This is a genomic window from Roseateles sp. NT4 (assembly GCF_051857475.1).
In the GTDB taxonomy this organism is placed as follows: domain Bacteria; phylum Pseudomonadota; class Gammaproteobacteria; order Burkholderiales; family Burkholderiaceae_C; genus Pelomonas.
This window is the reverse complement of sequence record NZ_JBPZGZ010000004.1, coordinates 231,186-255,450: the sequence shown is the minus strand read 5'-3', so window position 1 is coordinate 255,450 and position 24,265 is coordinate 231,186. Positions and strand designations below refer to the sequence as shown.

Annotated in this window: 20 protein-coding genes; 14 read left to right on the top strand and 6 right to left on the bottom strand. The window is 68.7% G+C overall.

All coding sequences use genetic code 11. The features are described 5' to 3' along the window. Positions 1-99 precede the first annotated feature (99 nt). Positions 100-900 carry a class II glutamine amidotransferase gene (locus tag ACS5PN_RS24325; RefSeq protein ID WP_439466612.1) on the top strand — a complete coding sequence of 267 codons (801 nt, stop codon included), beginning with the start codon at positions 100-102 and terminating at the stop codon, positions 898-900. Here ACS5PN_RS24325 and pgm read toward each other — a convergent pair whose 3' ends face one another. The 5 genes from pgm to garD all read right to left on the bottom strand — a co-directional run bounded on the left by pgm (position 901) and on the right by garD (position 8,168). Further along, complete coding sequence (pgm, locus tag ACS5PN_RS24320; RefSeq protein ID WP_439466611.1) at positions 901-2,550, bottom strand: phosphoglucomutase (alpha-D-glucose-1,6-bisphosphate-dependent); 1,650 nt, start codon at positions 2,548-2,550, stop codon at positions 901-903. It abuts the gene before it with no gap. Positions 2,551-2,594: 44 nt separating this feature from the next. Beyond that, the gene (locus tag ACS5PN_RS24315; protein ID WP_439466610.1) at positions 2,595-3,569 is read right to left on the bottom strand and encodes a ketopantoate reductase family protein; all 975 of its coding nucleotides are present in this window, start codon (positions 3,567-3,569) and stop codon (positions 2,595-2,597) included. Between the two features lie 106 nt (positions 3,570-3,675). Next, positions 3,676-4,854 carry a hypothetical protein gene (locus tag ACS5PN_RS24310; RefSeq protein ID WP_439466609.1) on the bottom strand — a complete coding sequence of 393 codons (1,179 nt, stop codon included), beginning with the start codon at positions 4,852-4,854 and terminating at the stop codon, positions 3,676-3,678. A gap of 65 nt (positions 4,855-4,919) precedes the next feature. Further along, positions 4,920-6,389, bottom strand: a complete 1,470-nt coding sequence (locus ACS5PN_RS24305; RefSeq protein ID WP_439466608.1) for a diguanylate cyclase domain-containing protein — start codon at positions 6,387-6,389, stop codon at positions 4,920-4,922. Between the two features lie 189 nt (positions 6,390-6,578). Then, on the bottom strand, positions 6,579-8,168 hold the full coding sequence (gene garD / locus ACS5PN_RS24300) for a galactarate dehydratase (RefSeq protein ID WP_439466607.1): 1,590 nt from the start codon (positions 8,166-8,168) through the stop codon (positions 6,579-6,581). Between the two features lie 117 nt (positions 8,169-8,285). Here garD and ACS5PN_RS24295 point away from each other — a divergent pair, with 117 nt between their 5' ends. The 8 genes from ACS5PN_RS24295 to ACS5PN_RS24260 all read left to right on the top strand — a co-directional run bounded on the left by ACS5PN_RS24295 (position 8,286) and on the right by ACS5PN_RS24260 (position 18,559). Next, positions 8,286-9,011, top strand: coding sequence for a FadR/GntR family transcriptional regulator (locus tag ACS5PN_RS24295; RefSeq protein ID WP_439466606.1), 726 nt, complete (start codon positions 8,286-8,288; stop codon positions 9,009-9,011). A 110-nt stretch (positions 9,012-9,121) separates the two neighbouring features. Beyond that, positions 9,122-10,033, top strand: a complete 912-nt coding sequence (gene kdgD, locus ACS5PN_RS24290) for a 5-dehydro-4-deoxyglucarate dehydratase (RefSeq protein WP_439466605.1) — start codon at positions 9,122-9,124, stop codon at positions 10,031-10,033. A 36-nt stretch (positions 10,034-10,069) separates the two neighbouring features. Continuing rightward, positions 10,070-11,032: a Bug family tripartite tricarboxylate transporter substrate binding protein gene (locus ACS5PN_RS24285; protein WP_439466604.1), complete on the top strand. Its 963-nt coding sequence runs from the start codon at positions 10,070-10,072 to the stop codon at positions 11,030-11,032. 107 nt (positions 11,033-11,139) lie between these two features. After that, positions 11,140-12,468, top strand: coding sequence for a glucarate dehydratase (gene gudD / locus ACS5PN_RS24280; RefSeq protein ID WP_439466603.1), 1,329 nt, complete (start codon positions 11,140-11,142; stop codon positions 12,466-12,468). Between the two features lie 5 nt (positions 12,469-12,473). After that, complete coding sequence (locus tag ACS5PN_RS24275) at positions 12,474-13,913, top strand: aldehyde dehydrogenase family protein (protein WP_439466602.1); 1,440 nt, start codon at positions 12,474-12,476, stop codon at positions 13,911-13,913. A 64-nt stretch (positions 13,914-13,977) separates the two neighbouring features. Beyond that, entirely contained in the window at positions 13,978-15,336 is a 1,359-nt protein-coding gene (locus ACS5PN_RS24270; RefSeq protein WP_439466601.1) for an MFS transporter, read from the top strand. A 218-nt stretch (positions 15,337-15,554) separates the two neighbouring features. After that, complete coding sequence (locus ACS5PN_RS24265) at positions 15,555-16,928, top strand: metallophosphoesterase family protein (RefSeq protein ID WP_439466600.1); 1,374 nt, start codon at positions 15,555-15,557, stop codon at positions 16,926-16,928. Between the two features lie 191 nt (positions 16,929-17,119). After that, positions 17,120-18,559 carry a S41 family peptidase gene (locus ACS5PN_RS24260; protein WP_439466599.1) on the top strand — a complete coding sequence of 480 codons (1,440 nt, stop codon included), beginning with the start codon at positions 17,120-17,122 and terminating at the stop codon, positions 18,557-18,559. Between the two features lie 69 nt (positions 18,560-18,628). On the opposite strand, the gene ACS5PN_RS24255 is transcribed toward ACS5PN_RS24260, so the two are convergent. Then, positions 18,629-19,807, bottom strand: coding sequence for an MFS transporter (locus ACS5PN_RS24255; RefSeq protein WP_439466598.1), 1,179 nt, complete (start codon positions 19,805-19,807; stop codon positions 18,629-18,631). A 73-nt stretch (positions 19,808-19,880) separates the two neighbouring features. Between ACS5PN_RS24255 and ACS5PN_RS24250 the strand changes: the two genes are divergently transcribed. The 5 genes from ACS5PN_RS24250 (at position 19,881) to ACS5PN_RS24230 (ending at position 24,262) form a co-directional block, all read left to right on the top strand. Beyond that, positions 19,881-20,810 carry a LysR family transcriptional regulator gene (locus ACS5PN_RS24250; protein ID WP_439466597.1) on the top strand — a complete coding sequence of 310 codons (930 nt, stop codon included), beginning with the start codon at positions 19,881-19,883 and terminating at the stop codon, positions 20,808-20,810. Beyond that, positions 20,807-21,556: a HesA/MoeB/ThiF family protein gene (locus ACS5PN_RS24245; protein WP_439466596.1), complete on the top strand. Its 750-nt coding sequence runs from the start codon at positions 20,807-20,809 to the stop codon at positions 21,554-21,556. Before ACS5PN_RS24250 ends, ACS5PN_RS24245 begins: the two co-directional genes overlap by 4 nt. A 69-nt stretch (positions 21,557-21,625) precedes the next feature. After that, positions 21,626-22,501, top strand: coding sequence for an LOG family protein (locus ACS5PN_RS24240; protein WP_439466595.1), 876 nt, complete (start codon positions 21,626-21,628; stop codon positions 22,499-22,501). Next, positions 22,498-23,418 carry an arginase gene (rocF, locus tag ACS5PN_RS24235; RefSeq protein ID WP_439466594.1) on the top strand — a complete coding sequence of 307 codons (921 nt, stop codon included), beginning with the start codon at positions 22,498-22,500 and terminating at the stop codon, positions 23,416-23,418. The genes ACS5PN_RS24240 and rocF overlap by 4 nt, the downstream gene beginning before the upstream one ends. A 10-nt stretch (positions 23,419-23,428) precedes the next feature. Continuing rightward, positions 23,429-24,262, top strand: coding sequence for a phosphodiesterase (locus ACS5PN_RS24230; RefSeq protein WP_439466593.1), 834 nt, complete (start codon positions 23,429-23,431; stop codon positions 24,260-24,262). Positions 24,263-24,265 lie beyond the last annotated feature (3 nt).

Below are 24,265 nucleotides of genomic sequence, written 5' to 3'. Positions count from 1 at the left end.
ACAGGCATAAGCATCTGACGAAAGCTTTGTTGGGCTTTCTGTCATCCACCCTCAGACTTGCGACGTTGCCACCCATACCGACAGCTTCCGCCCCCACCGATGTGTGAGCTTTTCGCCCTCAACAGCCGCCAGCCGGCCGCCGCCACCTTCTCCCTGAGCGGCTTTGCCGCCCGCGGTGGCCGCACCGCAGACCATGTCGACGGCTGGGGCGTGGCCTTCCACGACGGCGAGCGCTGCGAGGTTACGGTGGAGGACAGCCCCGCGGCCGAGTCCGAGCTGGCGCGTCATCTGGGCCACCATCCGGTGCGTGCACGCAACATCCTGGCCCACATCCGCAAGGCGACCCAGGGCGCCCGCACGCTGGAGAACTGCCACCCCTTTCGCCGCGAATGGGCCGGCCGCACCTGGGTCTTCGCCCACAACGGCGACCTGAAGGACTTCCATCCCGATCTGGACGGCAGCTTCACCCCCGCCGGTCAGACCGACAGCGAACAGGCCTTCTGCTGGCTGATGCAGCGCCTGCAGCAGCGCTTCGGCGCCGAGCTGCCCGACTGGCCCGAGCTGGCCGCCACGCTGACGCCCTGGATCCACGAGATCGCCGAGCATGGCCGCTTCAACCTGCTGCTGACCGATGGCCGCGCCATGCTGGCCCACGCTTCCACCAAGCTGCACTGGCTGCAGCGCCGCCCGCCCTTCGGCCATGTGTCGCTGCGCGACGGCGACCTCAGCGTGGACCTGGCCACCGTCAACAACCCGTCCGACCGCATGGCGCTGGTGTCCACCGAGCCCCTGACCCATGGCGAAGCCTGGGCAGCCTTTGCGCCCGGCGAGGTGCGCGTGTTCCAGGACGGCGACTGCGTGTTTCTGAGCGAAGGCGTGGCCGAACTCGCGGCCGCCTGATCAGCCCAGGGTCTTGTCCACGAGGTCGCGAGCCTCCTGCAGCAGGCGCTGCAGATGCGCCTCGTCGCGCCAGCTCTCGGCATAGACCTTGTAGATGTCTTCGGTGCCCGAGGGCCGCGCGGCAAACCAGCCGCCGGCCGTGATGACCTTGAGGCCGCCGATGGCTGCACCGTTGCCTGGCGCCTGGCTCAACACGGCCTCGACGGCGTCACCCGCCAGCATCTTGACGCTGACCTGCTCGGGCTTCATGGCTGCGAGGCGGGCCTTCTGATCGCGCGTAGCCGGGCCTTCGACGCGGTCCGCATGCGGCGTGCCGAGATCGGCCGTCAGGCGCTGGTAGTACGCGCCGGGGTCGCTGCCGGTGCGGGCTGTGATCTCGGCCGACAGCAGGGCCGCCGCCATGCCGTCCTTGTCGGTCGTCCATACGCGGCCATCGCGGCGCAGGAAGGACGCACCGGCGCTCTCCTCGCAACCCAGGCCCAGGCTGCCGTCCAGCAGGCCCGGTGCAAACCACTTGAAGCCGACCGGCGCTTCGAACAGACGCCGGCCCAGGCGCTGGGCGACGCGGTCGATCAGCGCCGTCGTGACGACGGTCTTGCCGACGGCGGCGCTCGCACGCCAACCAGGGCGGTTGTGGAAGAGGTAGTCCACCGCCACGCTGAGGTAGTGGTTGGGTGGCATCAGGCCGGCACGGCGCGTGACGATGCCGTGGCGGTCGTGGTCGGTGTCGCAGGCGAAGGCCACGTCGAAACGGTCGCGCAGCTGGGTCAGCCTCTGCATGGCCCAGGGCGATGAAGGGTCCATGCGGATCTGGCCGTCCCAGTCTAGGGTCATGAAGGCGAAGCGCGGGTCCACCTCGCTGCTGACGACGGTCAGTGGCAGTCGGTAGCGCTCGGCGATCGCCGGCCAGTAGTCCACGCCGGCCCCACCCAGCGGGTCGACGCCCAGCTGAAGGCCGGCACCGCGGATGACGTCGAAATCGATGACCTGCTGCAGGGCCGCGACGTACTGGGCCAGGTAGTCGTGCTCGTGGCAGCCCAGCGTTGCCAGGGCCTGTTCGGCGTCCTTGCGCAGCACGCCCTTCAGACCCTGCCGCAGGTAGGCATTGGCGGCCGCCTGGATGCCGGACGTGATGTCGCTGTCCGCCGGGCCGCCGTGGGGCGGGTTGTACTTGAAGCCGCCATCGCGCGGCGGGTTGTGCGAGGGCGTGACGACGATGCCGTCGGCCCGCTGCCAGCCCTCACGGCCCTGGTTGTATTCCAGGATGGCCAGCGACACGGCCGGCGTCGGCGTGAATTGACCCGGCGGCGCCAGCATGACGTTGACGCCATTGGCCGCCAGCACCTCAAGGGCGCTGCGCGACGCGGGCTCGGACAGAGCATGGGTGTCAGCGCCAAGGAACAGCGGCCCGGCAATGTTGTTCTGCTTGCGGTGGTCGCAGATGGCCTGGGTGATGGCCAGCACATGCCATTCGTTGAAGGAGCCGTCCAGGGCCGAACCGCGATGGCCGGACGTGCCGAAGCTGACGAGCTGTTCGGCACAGGACGGGTCGGGCTGGCGCGAGAAATAGGCCTCGCGCAAGGCCTCGACATCGATGAGGAGGTCGGGCGGTGCCGGCTGGCCGGCGAGCGGATGGTGTTCAGCACTCATGTCTCGCATGCTGCCGAGCGGGAAGGTGCGGTGGTGCCGGACTGTTACACGTGGATTTGCAGGCCCTGGCCTACAACAAGGGTCTGTCGCTGTTCGGCCGGACCCACGCCCTGCTCATGCAGCACCAGGCCGCGGTAGACCGCCGTGTGCGCCGGTGTCTCGACACCCAGTTGCAAACCGAGACCATGCACGCGCCCGCTGAGCCAACCCAGCTCGAGGCGATTGCCGCGCTCCAGGTCCTCGGCCATCGACGAGCGAAAGGCCGCCGGCATCGCGGCCAGCTTGCCCATGACTTCGTCGGCGAGGCCCGCGCGCATCGCCACGCCATGGGCCTGTGCGACGGCAACGGCTTCGTCCACCAACTGGCGCTGGAAGGCCCGCGTCTCGGCGTTGCCCAGAATGGCTCCCATGCGGGCACGCAGCAGCGAGGTCGCGCCGGACAGCGAGGCCAGGGCGACGAACTTTTCCCAGATCGTCTGCGTCGCGTTGTCGCTGAGCTTCACGGACAGCCCGGCCAGGCCCGCCGCGGTCCGCTCCAGTTCGGCCATCGTCGCGTCGCCGTCCAGCCGGTCGGCGACGATCATGTGCAGGCCACCCGGTGAGCGGATCACGCCCGGCCGGTCGATGACGGCGGACACATAGATCACGCCGCCCAGCACCGTGGCGGACGGATCCAGGTGGGCGCGGATCATGGCCACGCTGTCGATGCCGTTCTGCAGCGTGAGCACCCGCGTGTGCGGGCCGACCAACGCGGCCATGGCGCGAGCCGCGCTCTCGGTGTCGAAGAGCTTGACCGCAAAGATCACCAGATCGACCGGCCCCACGCTGGCCGCGTCCTCCGTGGCGCGGACCTGCGGCAGATGCAGCGCCAGCTCGGGGTGCTCGATCCTCAGGCCGTCGCGCTGCAAGGCGGCCAGGTGAGCGCCGCGGGCGATGAACACCACGTCGTGACCCGCCTGCTGCAACCACGCGCCCGCATAGCCGCCAACGCCGCCCGAACCCATGATTGCGATGCGCATACTCGTCCTGCCGCCTGAACCTCGAGGGAAACCAGCATAGAGGGCTACCGCGCAGCATGCTCGCGTGTGGCTTCAACTCACCGGCGCGGGTTCGGACGGCAGCAGATCAGCGGCCTGGTGGCCGCTTCCTCATTCTTTCAATGCCGGCTTTGGCCAGGTCCAGCGACCGCTTGGCCTTGTCCTGGACCTGCTCCGCACTGGGCATCTTGTCCTGGGCCCAGGCCGCGGCCTTGCGCACGCCCTGCTCCACCTGGGTCGCGGTCGTGCTCGCCGCGGCTTGCAACTGCTCCGGCGACGGCAGGCGCTCGCGCGTCCATTCGGCGGCTTCCCTGGCTGTGGTGCCCAGTTGCTCCGCACCCACCCTGGCGCCATGCAAGGCCTTGGTCGCCGCGGTGCCGGCGGCAGCCTGCAGCTCATCGGCCGAAGGCAGCCGCTGACGGGTCCAATCCGCGGCATCCTTGGCCGTCGTGCCCAGTTGTTCGGCCGCCTTGCCGGCGCCCGACTTGGCACCGAGCCAGGCCTTGGTGAGTGTGCTCTCCGGCTCGCGCTGCAGCAGTTCGAGGCCGAGCGCCAACGCAGCCTCTTCGGCCTCAGACAAAGGCCCGCCGGCCTCCAGCAGCTGACGCAGGAACTGCCCAAGGTCAGCGGCGATGGCCTGGTGGTTGCAGTCGGGGTTGGCATGCAGAAAGGCCGACAGCTCCGCCGCCATCTCCTCGACCGAACCCTGCATGGCGCCCGGCTCGATCTGCGCAATCGCCTGGGTGACGAAACCGGCGTCCAGACCCCAGTCGTCCACCAGATGCTGCAGCAGCGCATCGCGCTCAGCAGGCTCGACGCTGCCATCCACCGCGGCCAGCCGCAGCGCCAGCGGCGCGATGAGATCGAAGAGGGCCAGGCCCAGGGTGTCCAGCGGCGTGTTCAGGAACTTGGGGATCTCGATGACGCGTGAGCCTTTGGTGTCGCCCAACCATCGGTACAGGCCATAACAGGCGCCGCCAGAGGCCAGCGCCGCGAGCGCGACCCAGCCGATGGGCGTCGCCGCCGCACCGATGCCCATGGCGCCCAACACGCCCGATGGCGCAAAGAAGGTCGATGCCACGACGCTGGACTTCGCGATGGCCGCGCCCGCGCCGGCCGCGCCCACGACATCCCAGACCTCGCGGGTGCGATTGATCATGCGCAGCGACGCATAGGCGTTCTCGCCAATGGCCAGTTTGGCCTTGAAGCGCAAGGGCTCTGCAACGACCCGCTCCACGCCGTTCATTCCGAGTTCGGCATCCTTCACCGTCGCTCCTGCTGTGACGCCATAGCCTGGCATCAAGCATAGTGTGCTGACGAGGTATTTCAGCGTCAGGACACGACCCGATGCCGGCCTTGGGCCTTGGCGCGGTACAGCGCCTCGTCGGCCTGTCGCAGCAGCACAGTGGGGTCGGCGGCGTGGGTGGCATCCAGCTGCAGGGCCACCACACCGACGCTGACCGTCACGCGAGGCCCCAGCGGCGAGTCGCCATGCGAGATGGCCTGTTCGTCCACCGCCTGCAGGCAACGCTGTGCCAACGCCACGGCCTCGTCGAGGGCGGTGTGCGGCAGCAGCAGCACGAACTCCTCGCCGCCATAGCGCGCCACCACGTCGCTGGCACGGCGCGCGCAGGCTTGCAGGGCCTGGGCCACGCGGCGCAGGCAGGCGTCGCCTTCCAGATGGCCGTGGCGGTCGTTGAAGCGCTTGAAATGGTCGACGTCCAGCATCACCACGGCCAGCCACAGGCTGTGCCGACAGGAGCGTTGCCATTCGTCGGCGAGTCGCTGGTCGAACTGGCGGCGGTTGGCCAGGCCGGTCAGCGCGTCGGTCTGGGACAGCTGCTCCAGACGCGCGTTCACCTCGCCCAACTGCTGCGCATAGGCATCGCGCTCGACGTTCAGGCGCTGCAGCTCGCGCTCGCGGCGCACCATGTCGGTCACGTCGGTGGAGAAGGACAGCAGGCTGCCGTCCGGCAGGCGCTGGTCCAGCACGCGGCGCCAGCTGTGGTCGCCCAGTTCGCGCACTTCCAGCGGCGCAGGACTGGTGGCGCCCGTCAGCTGCTCGGCCAGCCAGTCGTCCTCGCGGCCCAGGGCTTCGCGCACCAGGCCATGGCCGACGGCGGCGCGCAGCACGTCGGCACGCGGCTGGCCAGGCCGCAGCAGCGGCTCGATGGGACGGTGCAACAAGCGGAAGGTCTGGTTGCAGAGCAGCAGGCGGTCGTCAGCGTCGTACAGCACGATGCCGGCCTCCATGGCATCGAAGGTGTGACGCACCAGGCGCTCGGAGCGCTCCTGCTGGCGGCGCTTCTCGCTCAGGCGTGTCGACAGGCGGAACATCACCAAGCCCACAGTCAGCGGATAGGCCACCATGACGGGCAGGCAGGCAATGGTGGTGGAGAGCGTGGCCGTCAGCTGCAGGGGCGCCGGCAGGAGCAGCGCACCGAAACCCACACCCCAAACGGCGGCCACTGCGCCACGCCACAGCAGAGGCCGGCCGCCGACAGCCACCGTGTCCATCATGACCAGGGCCAGCGCCAAAGCGCTGGGCAGCACATTGAAGCCCATGGCCGGCAGCCACATGGCCGACAGCGCGCAGTCGAACACCAGGTTGCGGTACTCGGCCTCCTTGGGCTGGGCACTGCGAGAACTCAGGGCATAGGCCAGATGCGGCCAGGCCAGCACCTGCGCCAGCATCAGCGCGAACTGCCAGGCGGGCGCATCGTTCTGCAGCAGTGCGGCACCGACGCAAACAGCGCCCAATGCCAGGCCGGCTGCGCGCGGCGCCCGAATGCGACGCGGCAAGCCGGCGCCTTCGGCGCGGGGAGGATCAAGAGAAACGGACGAAGACAGCAAGACAGCACCCGCCAACAGGCCAGGAAGTTCGATTCAACCCCGGGGATGTCGGACGCGGGCGTGAGAACTGCAGGCTCCGCGGCATCCCTCACCCTCGAAGGCGTGACGGAAGGCGCGCCCGTTTCGGGCGTTACAGCTTCAGGTCACCGGCGCCGGGTTGAACAGCACCAGGGCGTTATGCAGCTTCCAGTGCTCGGCCCAGGTCTTCTTGCGGCCGCTGGCAACATCGAGCAGCAACTGGAACATGGCCCAGCCCGTCTCCTCGATGCTTGCCTCGCCATCGGCAATGCGGCCGGCATTGATGTCCATCAGGTCATGCCAGCGCCGCGCCAGGTCGCTGCGGGTCGCCACCTTGACGACCGGGCATTCGGCCAGGCCATAGGGCGTGCCGCGGCCGGTGGTGAAGATGTGCAGATTCATGCCGGCAGCCAGCTGCAGCGTGCCGCAGATGAAGTCGCTGGCCGGCGTCGCGGCATAGACCAGGCCGCGCTGGTCGCGCCTGAGCTTGTCGCCCGGCGCCAGCACATGGGCGATGGCCGAGCTGCCGCTCTTGATGATGGAGCCCATGGCCTTCTCGGCAATGTTGGAGAGGCCGCCGGCCTTGTTGCCCGGCGTGGTGTTGGCCGAGCGGTCGACGCGACCGCGGTCGAGGTAGCGGTCGTACCAGCCGAGTTCGCGAATGATGGCGTCGGCCACTTCGGGCGTGGCGGCGCGGCTGGTCAGTTGCTCGACGGCGTCGCGCACCTCGGTGTTCTCGCTGAACATGATGGTGGCGCCGGCGCGCACCAGCAGGTCGGCGCAAAAGCCGACGGCCGGGTTGGCCGTCACGCCGGAGAAGGCGTCGCTGCCGCCGCACTGCACACCGACGACGAGCTCGCTGGCTGGCACGGTCTCGCGGCGACGGGCGTTCAGGCGCTCCAGGTGCGGCCTCGCCGTCTGCAGGATGTCATCCAGCATGGACATGAATCCCACGTGGGCATCGTCCTGCAGGCAGACCGTCTCGGGGCCGCTGTCGGCACCACGCTCGTCCGTGATCGGGAAGCTGCCCGGTGGCAGCAGGCGCGCCGGCTGCAGTTTCTCGCAGCCCAGGCTGACCACCATGACCTCGCCACCGAAGTTGGGGTTCAACGAGATGTTCTTCAGCGTGCGGATGGGGATGACGGCATCCGGCGCTTCGATGGCCACGCCGCAGCCATAGCTGTGCTCCAGGCCGATGACGTCGTCGACGTTCGGGTAGAGCGGCAGCAACTCGGCCTTGATGCGCGCCACCGCCTGGGCGACGACGCCGGCCACGCACTGCACCGTCGTCGTGATGGCCAGGATGTTGCGCGTGCCCACCGAGCCGTCGGCATTGCGATAGCCCTCGAAGGTGTAGCCCGTCAGCGGTTCGGCCACCGGCGGCTTCACCGTCGCACTGGGCAGCCCCTCGAGAGCGCGGGCCGAGGGCATCTGCAGCAGGCGCTCGTGCACCCAGCTGCCGGCAGCAATGGCTTTCAGCGCATAGCCGATGGGCACACCGTAGCGCAGCACCACCTCGCCCTCGGCGATGTCGCGCAGCGCGACCTTGTGCCCTTGAGGCACCTTGTCGCGCAGCACCAGCCCGGCGCCAGGAATGCCATCGGGCAGTCGCGTGCCTTCCGGCAGACCGCCGTCGTTGGCGACGATGGCGACGTTGTCTTCGTCGCGCATGCGCAGGGTCAGGGGCGGGCGGGGGGAAACGACATTCATATCCGGCGGCGCAATGGCTAAAGTGCGATCAGGTCTTGTTGTACGTCGTCTAGTTGTCGTACAACTAGACGTACTTTAGACGCCCTGCCTGATTCAAAACCACGGGAAAACCCGCAAGTGCACGCCCCTACCCTCCGCCGCCGGCCGCGAACCCTGGCCCACGAACTGGTCGAATCCCTGGGCGACCGCATCCGCGGTGGCCAACTGCAGGCCGGCGACAAGCTGCCCACCGAGGCCGCCATCATGGAGGCCTTCGACGTCAGCCGCACCGTCGTGCGCGAGGCGATTTCCAAGCTGCAGGCCGCCGGTCTGGTCGAGACGCGGCACGGCATCGGCACCTTCGTGCTCGGCGCTGGTGACGGTCCTTCCTTCAAGATCACGCCGGAGCAGTTCAGCACATTGCAGGACGTCATCGCCGTGCTGGAACTGCGCATCGGCCTGGAGACCGAGGCCGCCGGACTGGCGGCCCTGCGCCGCAGCGAAGCCAACCTTCTCGCCTTGCGCAAGGCGCTGGATGCGGTGATTGCGGCCGTCGAGGCCGGCCAGGACTCGGTCGCGGCCGACTTCCAGTTCCACCTGGAGATCGCCCGCGCCACGCAGAACAGCCACTTCGCCGACCTGATGCAGACCCTGGGCGCCCAGATCATTCCGCGCGCCCGGCTGGAGCCGAGCGTCGAGATGAGTGCCGAGCGCCTGGCTTATATGCGCCGGGTCAACACCGAGCACGAAAACATCCTCGACGCCATTGCCAGCCAGGACGCCGAATCGGCCCGCGCGGCCATGCGCACCCACCTGTCGAACAGCCGCGAACGCCGCCGACGCGCCCAGGCTGAAGCCGCTTGAGCCGCGCGTAAAGAGAAGTCGATCGCGGGTTATCCCTAGTCTTGTCGGATTTGATTGAAGTTGTACGATGACCTACAACTTAGTTCATCACCACACCCGGAGACCCGCCCATGTCGCCCCAAGAACTCAAAGCCGTCCTCGAAGCCGGCCTGCTGTCCTTCCCGCTGACCGACTTCGACGCCCAGCTGAACTTCGCGCCCAAGGCCTATGCCGAGCGCCTGGAGTGGCTGCAGCCCTACGGCGCCTCGGCCCTGTTCGCGGCCGGTGGCACGGGTGAGTTCTTCTCGCTGGAGCCGGGCGAGTACAGCGATGTCATCCAGGTCGCTCTCGACACCTGCCGTGGTCGCACGCCCATCCTGGCCGGCGCCGGCGGCGGCACCCGCGTCGCAATCCAGTACGCCCAGGAGGCCGAGCGCCTGGGGGCCCAAGGCATCCTGCTGCTGCCTCACTACCTGACCGAAGCCAGCCAGGAAGGCCTGATCGCCCACGTCGAAGCCGTCTGCAAGAGCGTCAAGTTCGGCGTCGTCGTCTACAACCGAGGCGCCTGCAGGCTGACGCCGCAGAGCCTGCAGGTGCTGGCCGAGCGCTGCCCCAACCTGATTGGCTTCAAGGACGGCTTCGGCGACATCGAGAAGTTCGTCGCCATCCGCCAGACCCTGGGCGAGCGCTTCGCCTACCTCGGCGGCCTGCCCACGGCCGAGGTCTTTGCCGGCGCCTACAAGGCCATGGGCTGCCCGGTCTACTCCTCGGCCGTCTTCAACTTCATCCCCAAGACGGCGATGGAGTTCTACAACGCCCACGCGGCCAATGACACGGCCACCACCGACCGCCTGATCCGCGACTTCTTCCTGCCCTATATCGCCATCCGCAACAAGGCCGAGGGCTATGCGGTGTCCATCGTGAAGGCCGGCGCGACCCTGGTCGGCCACGGCGCCGGCCCGGTGCGCCCGCCGCTGTCTGACCTGCTGCCCGCCGAGGTCGACGCGCTCGGCGCGTTGATCTCCAAGCTCGGCCCGCAGTAAACGACTCTCTCGAAAAAACAAACAGGAGACAAGACGATGAAGCGACTGCTGACCTCCGTGCTGCTGAGCCTCGCCGCCACAAGCGTCGCGTGGGCTCAGGCCTGGCCCGCCAAGCCGGTGACCCTCTTGGTGCCCTTCCCGCCCGGCGGCTCCAGCGACGCCATCGCGCGCATGCTGGGTGCCAAGCTGCAGGAAAAGCCCGGCGGCAACTTCGTCGTCGACAACCGCGCCGGTGCGGGCGGCACCATCGGCACTGCGGCCGTCAAGCGAGCCGCGCCCGATGGATACACCATTCTCGTCACGTCGCTGGGCCCCCTGGTCATCGGCCCGCACCTGCTGAAGAACATCGGCTACGACCCGACCAAGGATCTGGATTACATCAGCGTCGCCGTGCAAGCGCCCAATGTGCTGGTCGTGCCGGCCGCGTCGCCGCACAAGAGCATGGCCGAGGTGCTGGCCTTCCTGAAGGCCAACCCCGACAAGATGAGCTTCGCCTCCTCGGGCAACGGCTCCAGCGACCACATCACGGCCGAGCTGTTCTGGCAGCAGACGGGTACGAGCGGCCTGCACATCCCCTACAAGGGCGGCGGCCCGGTCATGAACGACCTGCTCGGCGGTCAGGTGGATGCCAGCTTCATGAACATCAACACCGCCCTGCCGCAGATCAAGGCCGGCAAGCTGCGCGCGCTGAGCGTCACGAGCGCAAAACGTTCGCCAGTGCTGCCCGATGTACCGACGCTGGACGAGTTGGGCATCAAGGGCCTGCAGGTCTATTCCTGGCAGGCCGTGGCCGCCCCCAAGGGCCTCCCGGCCGACATCAAGGCCAAGCTGCATGCCGGCATCGTCGCGGCCCTGAACGCCCCCGACATCAAGCCCAAGCTGCTCGAGCAGGGCTTCGAGATCGTCGCCAACACCCCCGAAGAGTTCACCGCCTTCCAAGCCGCCGAGTTCGCGCGCTGGAAGAAGGTCATCACTGAACGCAAGATCACCGCGGACTAAGCCCACCCCCGAGGCGCTGACGCGCCTCCCCTCAAGGGGGCGCACCCGATGGCCTGGCAAAGCCAGTTCCATGGGTGCCGCTGGGCAAGGCACTACGCATGGACACCATGAATTCAACTCCCGTCATCAAAGAGCTGCGTGTCATCCCGGTCGCCGGGCGCGACAGCATGCTGCTCAACCTCAGCGGCGCCCATGCGCCCTTCTTCACCCGCAACATCCTGATCCTGACCGACAGCGCCGGCCACACCGGCGTGGGCGAAGTGCCGGGCGGCGAAAAGATCCGCCAGACGCTGGAAGACGCGCGCACGCTGGTCGTCGGCCAGCCCATCGGCTCGCATCAGAAGGTTCTTCAGCAAGTCAGCCAGAGCTTTGCCGACCGTGACGCCGGTGGCCGCGGCCTGCAGACCTTCGACCTGCGCACCACCATCCATGCGGCCACGGCCATCGAATCGGCCTTCCTGGACCTGCTGGGCCAGCATCTCGGCGTACCGGTCGCGGCCCTGCTTGGCGAAGGCCAGCAACGCGATGCCGTCGAGATGCTGGGCTATCTGTTCTACGTCGGCGACCGCAAAAAGACCGACCTGCCCTACAACGCCGAGCCCGAGGCCGACAACGCCTGGAGCCGCCTGCGCCACGAGGTCGCGCTGACGCCCGAGGCCGTCGTCAAGCTCGCCGAAGCGGCGCGCGAGCGCTATGGCTTCAACGACTTCAAGTTGAAGGGCGGCGTGCTGCGCGGTGACGAGGAGGTCGAGGCCATCCGCGCCCTACACGAACGCTTCCCCGATGCCCGCGTGACGCTGGACCCCAACGGCGGCTGGCTGTTGAAGGACGCCATCCGCCTGATGCGCGACATGAGGGGCGTGCTGGCCTATGCCGAGGACCCCTGCGGCGCCGAGGACGGCTTCTCGGGCCGCGAGGTCATGGCCGAGTTCCGCCGCGCCACCGGCCTGCCCACGGCCACCAACATGGTCGCCACCGACTGGCGCCAGTTGAGCCACGCGCTGTCGCTGCAGAGCGTGGACATACCGCTGGCCGACCCGCATTTCTGGACCATGGCCGGCTCGGTGCGCGTCGCCCAGACCTGCCGCGACTGGGGCCTGACCTGGGGCTCGCACTCCAACAACCACTTCGACATCTCGCTGGCCATGTTCACCCACGTCGGCGCCGCGGCGCCCGGCAAGGTCACGGCCATCGACACCCACTGGATCTGGCAGGACGGCCAGCGCCTGACGAAAGAATCGCTGCAGATCGTCGACGGCCACGTGGCCGTGCCCAAGAAGCCGGGACTGGGGATCGAACTTGACATGGCCGAGGTCGAGAATGCGCACCAGCTCTACAAGCAGCACGGACTGGGTGCCCGCGACGACGCGATCGCGATGCAGTACCTGATCCCAGGCTGGACCTTCAACCCCAAGCGCCCCGCACTGGACCGATAACCATCATGTTCAAGAACCTCATCAACGGCGAGTGGCTCGACGGCCACGGCGTCTCACGCAACATCAACCCGTCCGACACCCGCGACCTGATCGGCGAGTACGCCCAGGCCGACGCGGCGCAGGCCGAACTGGCCATCACGGCCGCGACGGCCGCCTTCCCGGCCTGGAGCCTGAGCACACCGCAGCAGCGCTTCGACATCCTCGACGCCGTCGGCACCGAGATCCTGGCCCGCCGCGCCGAGCTCGGCGACCTGCTGGCCCGCGAGGAGGGCAAAACCCTGCCCGAGGCCATCGGCGAAGTGGTCCGCGCCGGCAACATCTTCAAGTTCTTCGCCGGCGAGGCCCTGCGCCCCGGTGGCGAAAGCCTGCCCTCGGTGCGCCCCGGCGTCGGCGTGGAAGTGACGCGTGAAGCCATCGGCGTCGTCGGCCTCATCACGCCGTGGAACTTCCCCATCGCCATTCCCGCCTGGAAGATCGCGCCGGCCCTGGCCTGGGGCAATTGCGTCGTCTTCAAGCCGGCCGACCTGGTGCCCGGCTCGGCCTGGGCCCTGGCCGAGATCCTGTCGCGCTCGGGTCTGCCGGCCGGCGTCTTCAACCTCGTCATGGGCCGCGGCTCGGTCGTCGGCGAGAAGCTGCTGAACGACCCACGCGTGGCGGCCATCAGCTTCACCGGCTCGGTGGGCACCGGCCAGAAGGTGGCCGCCGCCTGCGTGGCCCGCATGGCCAAGTTCCAGCTCGAGATGGGCGGCAAGAATCCCATGGTCGTGCTGGATGACGCGGACCTGGGCGTCGCCGTGGGTGCCGCCGTCAACAGCGGCTTCTTCTCCACCGGCCAGCGCTGCACAGCCTCCTCGCGACTCATCGTCACCGAAGGCATCCACGACCGCTTCATCGCAGCGGTTGTCGAGAAGATGAAGGCGCTGAAGATCGACGACGCGCGCAAGGCCGGTACCGACATCGGCCCGGTCGTCGACGCCAGCCAGCTCAGCCAGGACCAGGCCTATATCGGCATCGCCCAGAGCGAGGGCGGCCGGCTGCTGCAGGGCGGCGAGCACCTCGAGCACAACGTCGACGGCCAACCGGGCTTCTACCTGACGCCGGCTCTGATCACCGACACGACGGCCGAGATGCGCATCAACCGCGAGGAAGTGTTCGGCCCCGTCGTCAGCGTCATCCGCGCGCGCGACTACGAGCACGCCCTGGCGCTGTCCAACGACACGCCCTTCGGCCTGTCCGCCGGCATCGCGACGACGTCCCTCAAGCACGCCACCCATTTCAAGCGCCACTCGCAGGCCGGCATGGTCATGGTCAACCTGCCGACGGCCGGCGTGGACTATCACGTGCCCTTCGGTGGCCGCAAAGGCAGCAGCTACGGCCCGCGCGAGCAGGGCCGCCATGCCGCCGAGTTCTATACGACCGTGAAGACGGCCTACACCCAAGCCTGATCCACCCCATTCGGCACCACCGCCCGGCAAGAGGCGGAGCCGCTGCATTGCCCGGAGACACCCGATGAACACCGCCACCGCCTCGCTGGCCCATGCCGCCAGCGCCACGAGAACGAAGAAGCGCTTCGCCGTCCTGGCCATGCTCTTCGTCGTCACGACGATCAACTACGCCGACCGCGCCACGCTGTCCATCGCCGGGCCGGCCCTGTCGAAAGAGCTGGGCATCGATTCGGTGACCATGGGCTATATCTTCTCGGCCTTCGGCTGGTCCTATGTGATCGCGCAGCTGCCCGGCGGCTGGCTGCTGGACCGCTTCGGCTCCAAGCTGGTCTATGCCTGCAGCATCTGCATCTGGTCCATCTTCACGCTGCTGCAGGGCGGCATCAGCTTCATCACGGCCAATGTCGGCCTGGCGGTGGTGACGCTGTTTGCGCTGCGCTTCCTGGTCGGCGCGGCCGAGGCGCCGTCCTTCCCGGCCAATGGGCGCATCGTCGCAAGCTGGTTCCCGGCCGCCGAACGCGGCACGGCCTCGGCCATCTTCAATTCGGCCCAGTACTTCGCCACCGTGCTGTTCGCGCCGCTGATGGGCTGGATCACGCACAGCTACGGCTGGCCGGCCGTCTTCGTCGTCATGGGCCTGCTGGGCGTGGCGCTGAGCGTCGTGTGGATGAAGACGGTCTACACGCCCAAGACCCACCCCGGCGTCAACCAGGCCGAGCTGGACTACATCGCCGCCGGCGGCGCCCTGGTCCACATGGACCAGCCCGGCACGCAGAGCCGCAGCTTCGCGCCCAACAGCCCCAAGCTCGGCTACATCAAGCAGCTGCTGTCCAACCGCATGCTGATGGGCGTCTATGTCGGCCAGTACTGCATCACGACGCTGACCTATTTCTTCCTGACCTGGTTCCCGGTCTACCTGGTCAAGGAACGCGGCATGTCCATCCTGAACGCCGGCTTCGTCGCGGCCCTGCCGGCCATCTGCGGCTTTGCAGGCGGCGTGCTGGGCGGCCTCATTTCTGACGGCCTGCTGCGCCGCGGCAAGAGCCTGACGATGGCCCGCAAGACGCCCATCGTCATCGGCATGCTGCTGTCCACCAGCATGATCCTGTGCAACTACGTCGACAGCGCCGCCGTCGTCGTCGCCATCATGTCGCTGGCCTTCTTCGGCAAGGGCCTCGGGGCTCTCGGCTGGGCCGTCGTGTCCGACACCTCGCCCAAGGAGATCTCGGGCCTGTCGGGTGCGCTGTTCAACACCTTCGGCAACACCGCCGGCATCACGACCCCCATCGTCATCGGCTATCTGATCAAGGGCACGGGGTCCTTCAACGCGGCCCTGGTGTTCGTCGCGGCCAATGCGCTGGTCGCGGTGTGCTGCTACCTCTTCGTCGTCGGCGACATCAAGCGCTTCGAACTGCGCAAGTGATGCGCTGAAGCCGCCGCGCCGCTCAGCGGCGCGGGGCCTTCTGGGACTTCACGAAGGCGATGCCAGTGCCCGCCAGCTTGCGCATCAGGCGCGACAGCTCGGTCACTTCGGATCGTGCTGATGCCCGGGGCTTGATGAACTGGGGATGGCGGCCCTGCGGAAGCCCGATCCGGGCGCGACGGCGCTACGCTTGCCCGGCCCACTCCCTTGATCGCTCCATGACCGCTCGCGCGCTTCCCCTGCTGTTCGCCGCCCTGCTCGCCGGTTGTGCCGCCTCGCCTCCGCAGGCTGTGCGACCCACAACCCCCACCGGCTTGCAGCAGGCCTGGGTGCAGGCGGTTGCCGGTCCGGCCTGGGCCGTGCGCGCGCTGACGGGCGAGGCCAGTTGCCCGACGCTGCGCTGGGCTGGCGGCAGCGCAGCGATGCTGGAGCGCAGCGCCCCCGGCGAAGCGCCTCCGCCGCCGGGCAACAAGGAGGCCGAGCACAAGCCCACGAGCTTCACGCTGCGCGCCTGCGAGGCCCCCTGGCCAACCGATGCGGCCAGTGTGCAGCTGGGCGGCGTCACGCTGCAGGCGCCGGCCACCGAGCTGCGTCGCATCGTCGTCATCGGCGATACCGGCTGCCGCCTCAAGGCCTCGGACCACGACTTCCAGGGCTGCAACGACGCCTCGGACTGGCCCTTCCCGCGTGTGCTGGCCCGCGCCCTGGCGTTGAAGCCCGACCTCGTCATCCATGTCGGCGACTACCACTACCGCGAAAGCCCCTGCCCGAGCGGCATGGCGGTTTGCGCCGGCAGCCCCTGGGGCTATGGCGACGACGCCTGGCAAGCCGACTTCTTCGCGCCGGCCAAGGCCTTGCTGGCGGCGGCTCCCTGGGTGTTCGTGCGCGGCAACCACGAAGCCTGCGCCCGAGCCGGCCAGGGCTGGCTGCGCTATCTGGACGCCGAGACCGGCCCGGCCCGTGCCTGCTCGGCCGCAGGCCCCGGCGTCAATGACGGCGACTTCACGAACCCCTTCGTCGTGCCGCTGTCGCCGCGCAGCCAGCTCATCGTCTTCGACTCCTCCGAGATCGGCAGCCGCACGCCGCCCCGGGAGTCGCCGGCCTGGGCGCGCTGGCGCCAGCAGCTGGACCGCGTGGCCGAGCTGGCCGAAGGCAGCGCCCAGAGCCTGTTCGTCAACCACCATCCCAGCCTGGCCTTCAGCCCCAGCCTGAGCGGGGCGCCCAGCACTGTCCGTTCCGGCCTGACCCCGCTGCTGCAGGACGCCGCGCCCGGCCGTCTGTTCCCGCCCGGCGTGCAGGCCACCATCCACGGCCACATCCACATGCACCAGGCCCTGGGCTTCGCCAGCAACCATCCCATCACCCTCGTCGTCGGCAACGGCGGCTCGGCGGCCTCGGGCCATGTCAACGACGCCGCGGCCCTGGCCCACGAACTGCTGCCCGGAGCCCGGCTGGAGACGGTGCAGACCCACACCGACTCCGGCCTGTCACTCCTGACGGCCACGCCCCAGGGCTGGCAACTGCAGGCGCTGGACGCCCTCGGGCAGCCGCTGTCCAGCTGCCGGCTGGCGGGACAGAAGCTCAGCTGCTGAGAGTCACGTCTGGTCACAGTGACTTTCGGCAGGTCACACGACAAGTAACGCCCGCGTATTCCATCACTCCATACCCGATTTGAAGGGTTTCCGGCAGGTAAATCGGTACTGCGCATAAATCACCGACGGCTAAACTGGCCGCACCTGTCAAGCTGTTTCGACAGGACCACGTTGATAGAGGACTCGGCTACATGAGCTCCAGATTGAAAGTCGCCGGTTGGGTTGCCCTCGGTGCCGTTGCAGGTGCACTCACCACGATGCAGTTGCAGGCCAACGCGCGCAGCAGCCTGTCCCCCCTGCCCCTGGACGAGATGCAGCAGCTCGCTGCCGTCTTCGGCCTCGTCAAGAGCGACTACGTCGAATCCGTCGACGAAAAGAAGCTCATCAATGACGCCATCTCCGGCATGGTGTCCGGCCTGGACCCCCATTCCCAGTTTTTCGACAAGAAGACCTTCAAGGAATTCCGTGAAGGCACGACCGGCAAATTCGTCGGCGTCGGCATCGAGATCGGCATGGAAGACGGCCTGGTCAAGGTCGTCTCCCCCATCGAAGGCTCGCCCGCCTTCCGCGCCGGCCTGAAGAGCGGCGACCTGATCAGCAAGATCGATGACACGGCCGTGCGCGGCATGACCATCGACCAGGCGGTCAAGAAGATGCGCGGCGACCCGTCCACCAAGGTCAGCCTCACCATCTACCGCAAGGCCGAGAACCGCAGCTTCCCGGTGACCATCGTCCGCGAGGAGATCAAGGTCCAGAGCGTGCGTGCCAAGGTCATGGAGCCGGGCTATGCCTGGATCCGCGTCAGCCAGTTCCAGGACCGCACCGTCGACGACTTCGCCAAGAAGCTCGAGGACATCTACAAGCAGGAACCCAACCTCAAGGGCCTGGTGCTGGACCTGCGCAACGACCCGGGCGGCCTGCTGGACGGCGCCATCGCCATCTCGGCCGCCTTCCTGCCCAAGGGTGTGGAAGTCGTTTCGACCAATGGCCAGATCGCCGAATCCAAGGCCAGCTACAAGGCCGATCCGGACGACTACCGCCGTCGCGGCAGCGACGACCCGATCAAGCGCCTGCCGGCCGGGCTGAAGAACGTGCCCCTGATCGTCCTCGTCAACGAGGGCTCTGCCAGCGCCAGCGAGATCGTCGCCGGCGCGCTGCAGGACCACCACCGCGCCACCGTCATGGGCGCCCAGACCTTCGGCAAGGGCTCGGTCCAGACCGTGCGCCAGCTCGGCCCGGAAACGGCGCTGAAGATCACCACGGCGCGCTACTACACGCCGAGCGGCCGCTCCATCCAGGCCAAGGGCATCGTGCCCGACGTGCTGCTGGACGAAACTGCCGAGGGCAATGTCTTCGCCGCGCTGCGCACCCGCGAGGCCGATCTCGAGAAGCATCTGAACAACGGCCCCGAGGCGGAAGAGAACGACGCCCGCCAGAAGGCCCGTGAGGAAGCCCGCCAGAAGCTGGAAGCCGAGTACGCCAAGCGCGCCGAGCCGCCCAAGCCCCTGCCGGAATTCGGGTCGACCGAAGACTTCCCGCTTATGCAGGCCCTGAACAAGCTCAAGGGTCAGCCCGTCATCGCCTCCAAGTCGGCCGTCGAACGCAAGGCCGAAGCCAAGACCTCGGAATAACTACAAAGAGTCCTGACTTCAAAAGCACAAGGGCCTCGCAAGAGGCCCTCTTTTTTTGCCTGGCCGAACTCAGTTTCGGCGGATGAAGGCCAGGGCGCCGAGAGCGGCAGCAGCGCCCAGGGCCGGCACGGCGCGCCAGCCAAAGGCCGCCAGCAGGGCCGAGCCCAGGGCCGCGCCGCTGGCCATGCCGACGAACATCGAGCTGACCAGCACCGCATTGAGCCGGCTGCGCGAGGCCGGGTCGAGGCTGTAGACCACGCTCTGGTGCGACACCAGCGCCGCTTGCACGCCCAGGTCGAAGACGATGGCCACGCCCACCATCAACCACAGCGAGGCCGGGGCCAGGGCCTGCACAGCGAAGGCGACGAAGACCAGCATGGCGGCGATGCGGATGACGGCCTGCGGGCCGCGCTTGTCGGCGAGGCCGCCGGCCAGCGGCGCTGCGAGCGCACCCGCCGCACCCGCCAGGCCGAAGGCGCCTGCCACCGCGCTGCCCTGGCCGAAGTCCGGCCCTGCCAGCACCAGGGCCAGCGTCGACCAGAAGGCGCTGAAGGCCACGCTCAGCAGGCCCTGGGCGATGGCCGCCCGGCGCAGCGGCGCATGCTTGACCCACAGCCCCACCATCGAGGCCAGCAGCGAGCCATAGCCGGCCGACGTCGCCGGCACAAAACGCGGCAGGCGATGCCACAGCAGCGGAATCGTCGCCGCGACGGCCACGGCCGCCACGCCATAGACGGCCCGCCAGCCGGCCACCGCCGCCAGCGAGCCGCTGGCCACGCGCGACAGCAGGATGCCCAGCAGCAGGCCCGTCATGACCTGGCCGACGCGTTTGCCGCGCTCCGCCTCGGGCGCCAGCGTCGCCACGGCGGGCACGATGTCCTGGGCCAGGGTCGCCGTCAGGCCGATGGCCACGCTGGCCACGCACAGGGCCGCAAAACCCGGCGCCGCGGCGGCGAGGGCCAGGGCGACGACCAGGGCCGAGGCCTTGATGGCGATGATGCGGCGGCGATCGAAGCGGTCACCCAGCGGCGACAGCAGCAGGATGGCCGCCGCATAGCCGAGCTGGGTCAGCGTGGGCAGCAAGCCGATGGCCGCGCCGCCGACGCCGAATTGGGCCGACAGCAGGCCCAGCAGGGGTTGGACGTAATAGATCGAGGCGACGGCCAGGCCGGTGGCCGTGGCCAGCAGCAGGGTCAGGGCCGGGCCGAGAACGGCCGGCACGGCGGCGGGAGCAGGGGTGGACTTCATGGGTCGGCAGTGTGGCGAGGCCCGAATTCCCCCGCTAGACGCAGAGCTTGAACGACTGCCATACGCTTGACGTATGAGTACGACCTTCGACCGCCTGCTGCTGATGCAGACCTTCATCCGCATCGTCGAGGCCGGCAGCCTGTCGGCCGCGGCACGCCAGCTCGGCACCACCCAGCCCACGGTCAGCCGCCGGCTGCAGGCGCTGGAGCGCCAGTTGGCCCAGCCGCTGGTGCAACGCTCCACCCATGCGCTGCGCCTCACCGAAACCGGTGAGCGCGCCTATGCCCGGGCCAAGGCGCTGGCGACGGACTGGGAGTGCTTCGAGCAGTCGCTGCGTGCCGAGCCCGGCCTGCCCGAGGGCCTGCTGCGCGTGCAGGTGCCGCATGCCTTCGGCCAGGAGCACTTGATCGCACCGCTGGTCCAGGCCCTCAAGGCCGCGCCAGGGCTGCGCATCGACTGGCTGCTGAACGACGCCACGCCCAACTTCATCGAGCAGGGCCTGGACTGCGCCATCCGCGTCGGCGGTACGGCCGAGGGGGCCGTCGTCGCCATCCCGCTGGCCAGCGTGCCGCGAGTGCTGGTGGCCTCGCCCGAGTTGCTGGCCGGGCGCCACATCGAGGAGCCTGATGCGCTGGCCCAGCTGCCATGGATTGCGATCTCGACCTTCTACCGCCAGGAGCTGCAGCTGGAGCGCGACGACGGCGTGCGCCAGCGCCTGCCCATCCGGCCGGTGCTGGCAACGGACAGCCTCTACGCCACCCGCGAGGCGGCCCGCCTGGGCCTGGGCGCGGCCCTGCTGTCGGGCTGGTCGGTGCGCCAGGACATTGCCGAGGGCCGCCTCGTGCACCTGCTGCCGCGCTGGCGCGGCCCCGATCTTCCCGTCCACCTGCTCTATCCCAACCCGCCGGCGCCCACGGCGCGGCTGCGTTATTTCATCGAGGCCATGCGGCGCAGCATGGCCGAGCCCCTCTGGCCTGACGGGGCTATCCTGCCGTCACCATGACCGACGACGACCTGCTGCGCTACTCCCGCCATCTGCTGCTCGACGAGATCGGCATCGAAGGCCAGCAGCGCCTGCTCGATGCCAGCGCCCTCGTCATCGGCGCCGGCGGCCTGGGTTCGCCGGTCGCCCTCTACCTGGCCTCGGCCGGCGTCGGCCGCATCACCCTGGTCGACCACGACACGGTGTCGCTGACCAACCTCCAGCGCCAGATTGCCCATGACATGGGCAGCCTCGATCGGCTGAAGGTCGAATCCGCCGCCGCACGCATGGCAGCGCTCAATCCCGGCGTGCGGGTGCGCGCCATCGCGCAGAAGGCCGATGCCGCGCTGCTGGATGAGGAAGTCCCGCAGGCCGACGTCGTCATCGACTGCACCGACAACTTCGCCACCCGCCACCTCGTCAACGCCGCCTGCGTGCGCCACGGCAAGCCGCTGGTCTCGGGCGCGGCCATCGGCTTCGACGGCCAGATCAGCGTCTATGACAGCCGCTCCCGCGAGCAGCCCTGCTACGCCTGCCTGTTTCCGCCCGAGTCCGGCTTCGAGGACGTCGCCTGCTCGACCATGGGCGTGTTCGCGCCGCTGGTCGGCATCGTCGGCAGCCTGCAGGCCGCCGAGGCGCTGAAGCTGCTGGCCGGCATTGGCGAGCCCCTCACCGGCCGGCTCTTGATGCTGGATGGCCGCCGCATGCAGTGGAGCGAAATCGCCATGCAGCGTGACCCTGAATGCAGCGTCTGCAGCGCTGGATGAAATCCCGTGACCGGCTCTGAATGGGGCGGAAAATCCAGCGCAGACCTGCCCACAATCTCTTTTCGTCCCATGAAGCCCACTGACGTCCCGACGCGCAACTTCCCCACTGCCAAGGAAGAGTGCCGCGACCTGCCTCCCCACCCCGACTACGACGGTCCAGGCGCCGCCTACAACCTGGCCTTCAAGGACGAGAGCTTCCTGCTGCGCCAGGACATGCGCGCCGTGCGCATGCAGCTGGAGCTGATGAAGCCCGAGCTGCTGCAGAACGAACAGGGCGTCAAATCCACCATCGTCATCTTCGGCAGCGCCCGCATCCTGTCTGAAGAAGCCGCTCAGGCCCTGCTGACCGTGGCCGAGGACCGTGGCGACAAGGAAGGCGCCGCCCGCGCCCGTCGCCACCTCGCCATGAGCCGCTACTACGAAGAGGCGCGCCGCTTCGCCCAGATCGCCACAAGCGCCTGCACCGAGCGCGGCAACCACGTCGTCATCGCCACCGGCGGCGGCCCCGGCATCATGGAAGCCGGCAACCGCGGTGCCTACGAGGTGGGCGGCAAGAGCGTCGGCCTGAACATCGTGCTGCCGCACGAGCAGTACCCCAACCCCTACATCACACCGGAGCTGTGCTTCCGCTTCCACTACTTCGGCCTGCGCAAGATGCATTTCCTGATGCGCGCCGTGGCCCTGGTCTGCTTCCCCGGCGGCTTCGGCACGCTGGATGAACTGTTCGAGACGCTGACCCTGATCCAGACCAAGAAGAGCCGGCCGCGCCCCATCCTGCTGTTCGGCCGCGAGTTCTGGACCAAGCTCCTCAACATCGAGTGGCTGATCGAGACCGGCATGATCAAGGCCGAGGACCAGCAGCTCTTCCATTACGTCGAGACGGCTGAAGAAGCCTGGGCCGTGCTCGAATCCCAACCCGAACTCGCCAGCCCCGCCAAGCCATGACCAAACTCAGAAACGTTTCCCTGATCGGCGTGCCGACCGACATCGGCGCCGGCGCCCGCGGTGCCAGCATGGGCCCCGAAGCCATGCGCGTGGCCGGCCTGGCCGAGGCCCTACGTGCCCGTGGCGTGGACGTCATCGACCGCGGCAACCTGGCCGGGCCGTCCAACCCCTGGCTGCCGCCGACCGACGGCTACCGCCATCTGCAGGAAGTGGTGGCCTGGAACCAGGTCACCCACGACGCCATCTATGCCGAGCTGAAGACCGGCCGCCTGCCCATCATGCTCGGCGGCGACCACTGCCTGGGCCTGGGCTCCATCAGCGCCGTGGCCCGCCACTGCCGCGACACCGGCAAGAAGCTGCGCGTGCTGTGGCTGGACGCCCATGCCGACTTCAATACGAGCGAGCTGACCCCCAGCGGCAACATCCACGGCATGCCGGTGGCCTGCCTGTGCGGCTTCGGTCCCAAGGAACTCATCGAGATCGGCGGCCATGTGCCGGCCATCAGCCCGAAGTGGATCCGCCAGATCGGCATCCGCAGCGTCGACGAGGGCGAGCGCGCCTTCGTGCACGAGCACGACCTGGAAGTGTTCGACATGCGCTTCATCGACGAGATGGGCATGCGCCACACCATGGAGCTGGCCCTGGCGACTCTCGACGACAACACCCATCTGCACGTCAGCTTCGACGTCGACTTCCTCGACCCCGTCATGGCGCCCGGCGTCGGCACGACGGTCGGCGGTGGCCCGACCTACCGCGAAGCCCATCTGTGCATGGAGATGATTGCCGACACCGGCCGCATGGCTTCGCTGGACCTGGTCGAGCTGAACCCGGCGCTGGACGAGAAGAACAAAACGGCGTTGGTGGCCGTGGATCTCATCGAGAGTTTGTTCGGCAAGAGCACGCTGATGCGCAAGTGAGGACGCCGGCGTGGACGCGACCCCTTACCTGCTCGTCCAGCTCAGCGACCCGCACATCACCCAGCCGGGCCAGCTGATCTCGGGCCGCGTCGACACGGCGGCGGCGCTGCGCCATGCCGTCGAGCGCGTGCTGCAGATCCAGCCGCGGCCGGTGGCCGTGCTGGTCAGTGGCGACCTTGTCGACGCCGGCCACCCGGCCGAATACGCCCAGCTTCGCGAGCTGCTGCTGCCGTTGGTCGACGCCGGTCTGCCGCTGGCCCTGCTGCCCGGCAACCACGACGCACGCGGCCCGCTGCAGGAGGCCTTTGCCGGCCTGACGAATGTGCACCGCGGCGAACCCGGCGCGGCGGCCATCCAGTACGCGCTGGACCTGCCCGGTCCGCTGCGCCTGGTCGTGCTCGACAGCCTGATGCCCGGCCGGCCCGAGGGCGGCTTCGACGAAGCGCGGCTGGCGCAAGCTCAGAGCCTGCTGGCCGAGCGCCCGTCCACGCCCACCCTCGTCGCCATGCACCACCCGCCGCATGCCACCGGCCTGGCGGTGATGGACGGCATGGCCCTGCAACACGGCCTGACCGGCTTCGAGGCGCTGATCGCTCGCCATCCGCAGGTGCAACGCGTCGTCTGCGGGCATCTGCACCGCATGACGCTGGGCCGCGTCGCCCACGCCCCCTCGCTCAGCGCCCCGTCGACGGCCCACCAGGTCGCACTGGACCTGGCGCCCGACGCGCCGCTGGCCATCGCGCTGGAGCCCGCCGGCTGGCTCATCCATGCCTGGGGCCCGGGCCTGCCCCTGGTCAGCCACCTCGCCCACGCCGGCCACCCCGAGGTCATCCCCGATCTCTGAGCG

What these genes read in the sequence shown, in the direction of transcription:
- ACS5PN_RS24325 (WP_439466612.1), top strand. Translation starts at nt 100, where the DNA reads ATGTGTGAGCTTTTCGCCCTCAACAGCCGCCAGCCGGCCGCCGCCACC.
- rocF (WP_439466594.1), top strand. Translation starts at nt 22,498, where the DNA reads ATGACCAAACTCAGAAACGTTTCCCTGATCGGCGTGCCGACCGACATC.
- ACS5PN_RS24240 (WP_439466595.1), top strand. Translation starts at nt 21,626, where the DNA reads ATGAAGCCCACTGACGTCCCGACGCGCAACTTCCCCACTGCCAAGGAA.
- ACS5PN_RS24250 (WP_439466597.1), top strand. Translation starts at nt 19,881, where the DNA reads ATGAGTACGACCTTCGACCGCCTGCTGCTGATGCAGACCTTCATCCGC.
- kdgD (WP_439466605.1), top strand. Translation starts at nt 9,122, where the DNA reads ATGTCGCCCCAAGAACTCAAAGCCGTCCTCGAAGCCGGCCTGCTGTCC.
- gudD (WP_439466603.1), top strand. Translation starts at nt 11,140, where the DNA reads ATGAATTCAACTCCCGTCATCAAAGAGCTGCGTGTCATCCCGGTCGCC.
- ACS5PN_RS24270 (WP_439466601.1), top strand. Translation starts at nt 13,978, where the DNA reads ATGAACACCGCCACCGCCTCGCTGGCCCATGCCGCCAGCGCCACGAGA.
- ACS5PN_RS24315 (WP_439466610.1), bottom strand. Translation starts at nt 3,569, where the DNA reads ATGCGCATCGCAATCATGGGTTCGGGCGGCGTTGGCGGCTATGCGGGC.
- ACS5PN_RS24255 (WP_439466598.1), bottom strand. Translation starts at nt 19,807, where the DNA reads ATGAAGTCCACCCCTGCTCCCGCCGCCGTGCCGGCCGTTCTCGGCCCG.
- ACS5PN_RS24285 (WP_439466604.1), top strand. Translation starts at nt 10,070, where the DNA reads ATGAAGCGACTGCTGACCTCCGTGCTGCTGAGCCTCGCCGCCACAAGC.
- ACS5PN_RS24245 (WP_439466596.1), top strand. Translation starts at nt 20,807, where the DNA reads ATGACCGACGACGACCTGCTGCGCTACTCCCGCCATCTGCTGCTCGAC.
- garD (WP_439466607.1), bottom strand. Translation starts at nt 8,168, where the DNA reads ATGAATGTCGTTTCCCCCCGCCCGCCCCTGACCCTGCGCATGCGCGAC.
- ACS5PN_RS24260 (WP_439466599.1), top strand. Translation starts at nt 17,120, where the DNA reads ATGAGCTCCAGATTGAAAGTCGCCGGTTGGGTTGCCCTCGGTGCCGTT.
- pgm (WP_439466611.1), bottom strand. Translation starts at nt 2,550, where the DNA reads ATGAGTGCTGAACACCATCCGCTCGCCGGCCAGCCGGCACCGCCCGAC.
- ACS5PN_RS24275 (WP_439466602.1), top strand. Translation starts at nt 12,474, where the DNA reads ATGTTCAAGAACCTCATCAACGGCGAGTGGCTCGACGGCCACGGCGTC.
- ACS5PN_RS24265 (WP_439466600.1), top strand. Translation starts at nt 15,555, where the DNA reads ATGACCGCTCGCGCGCTTCCCCTGCTGTTCGCCGCCCTGCTCGCCGGT.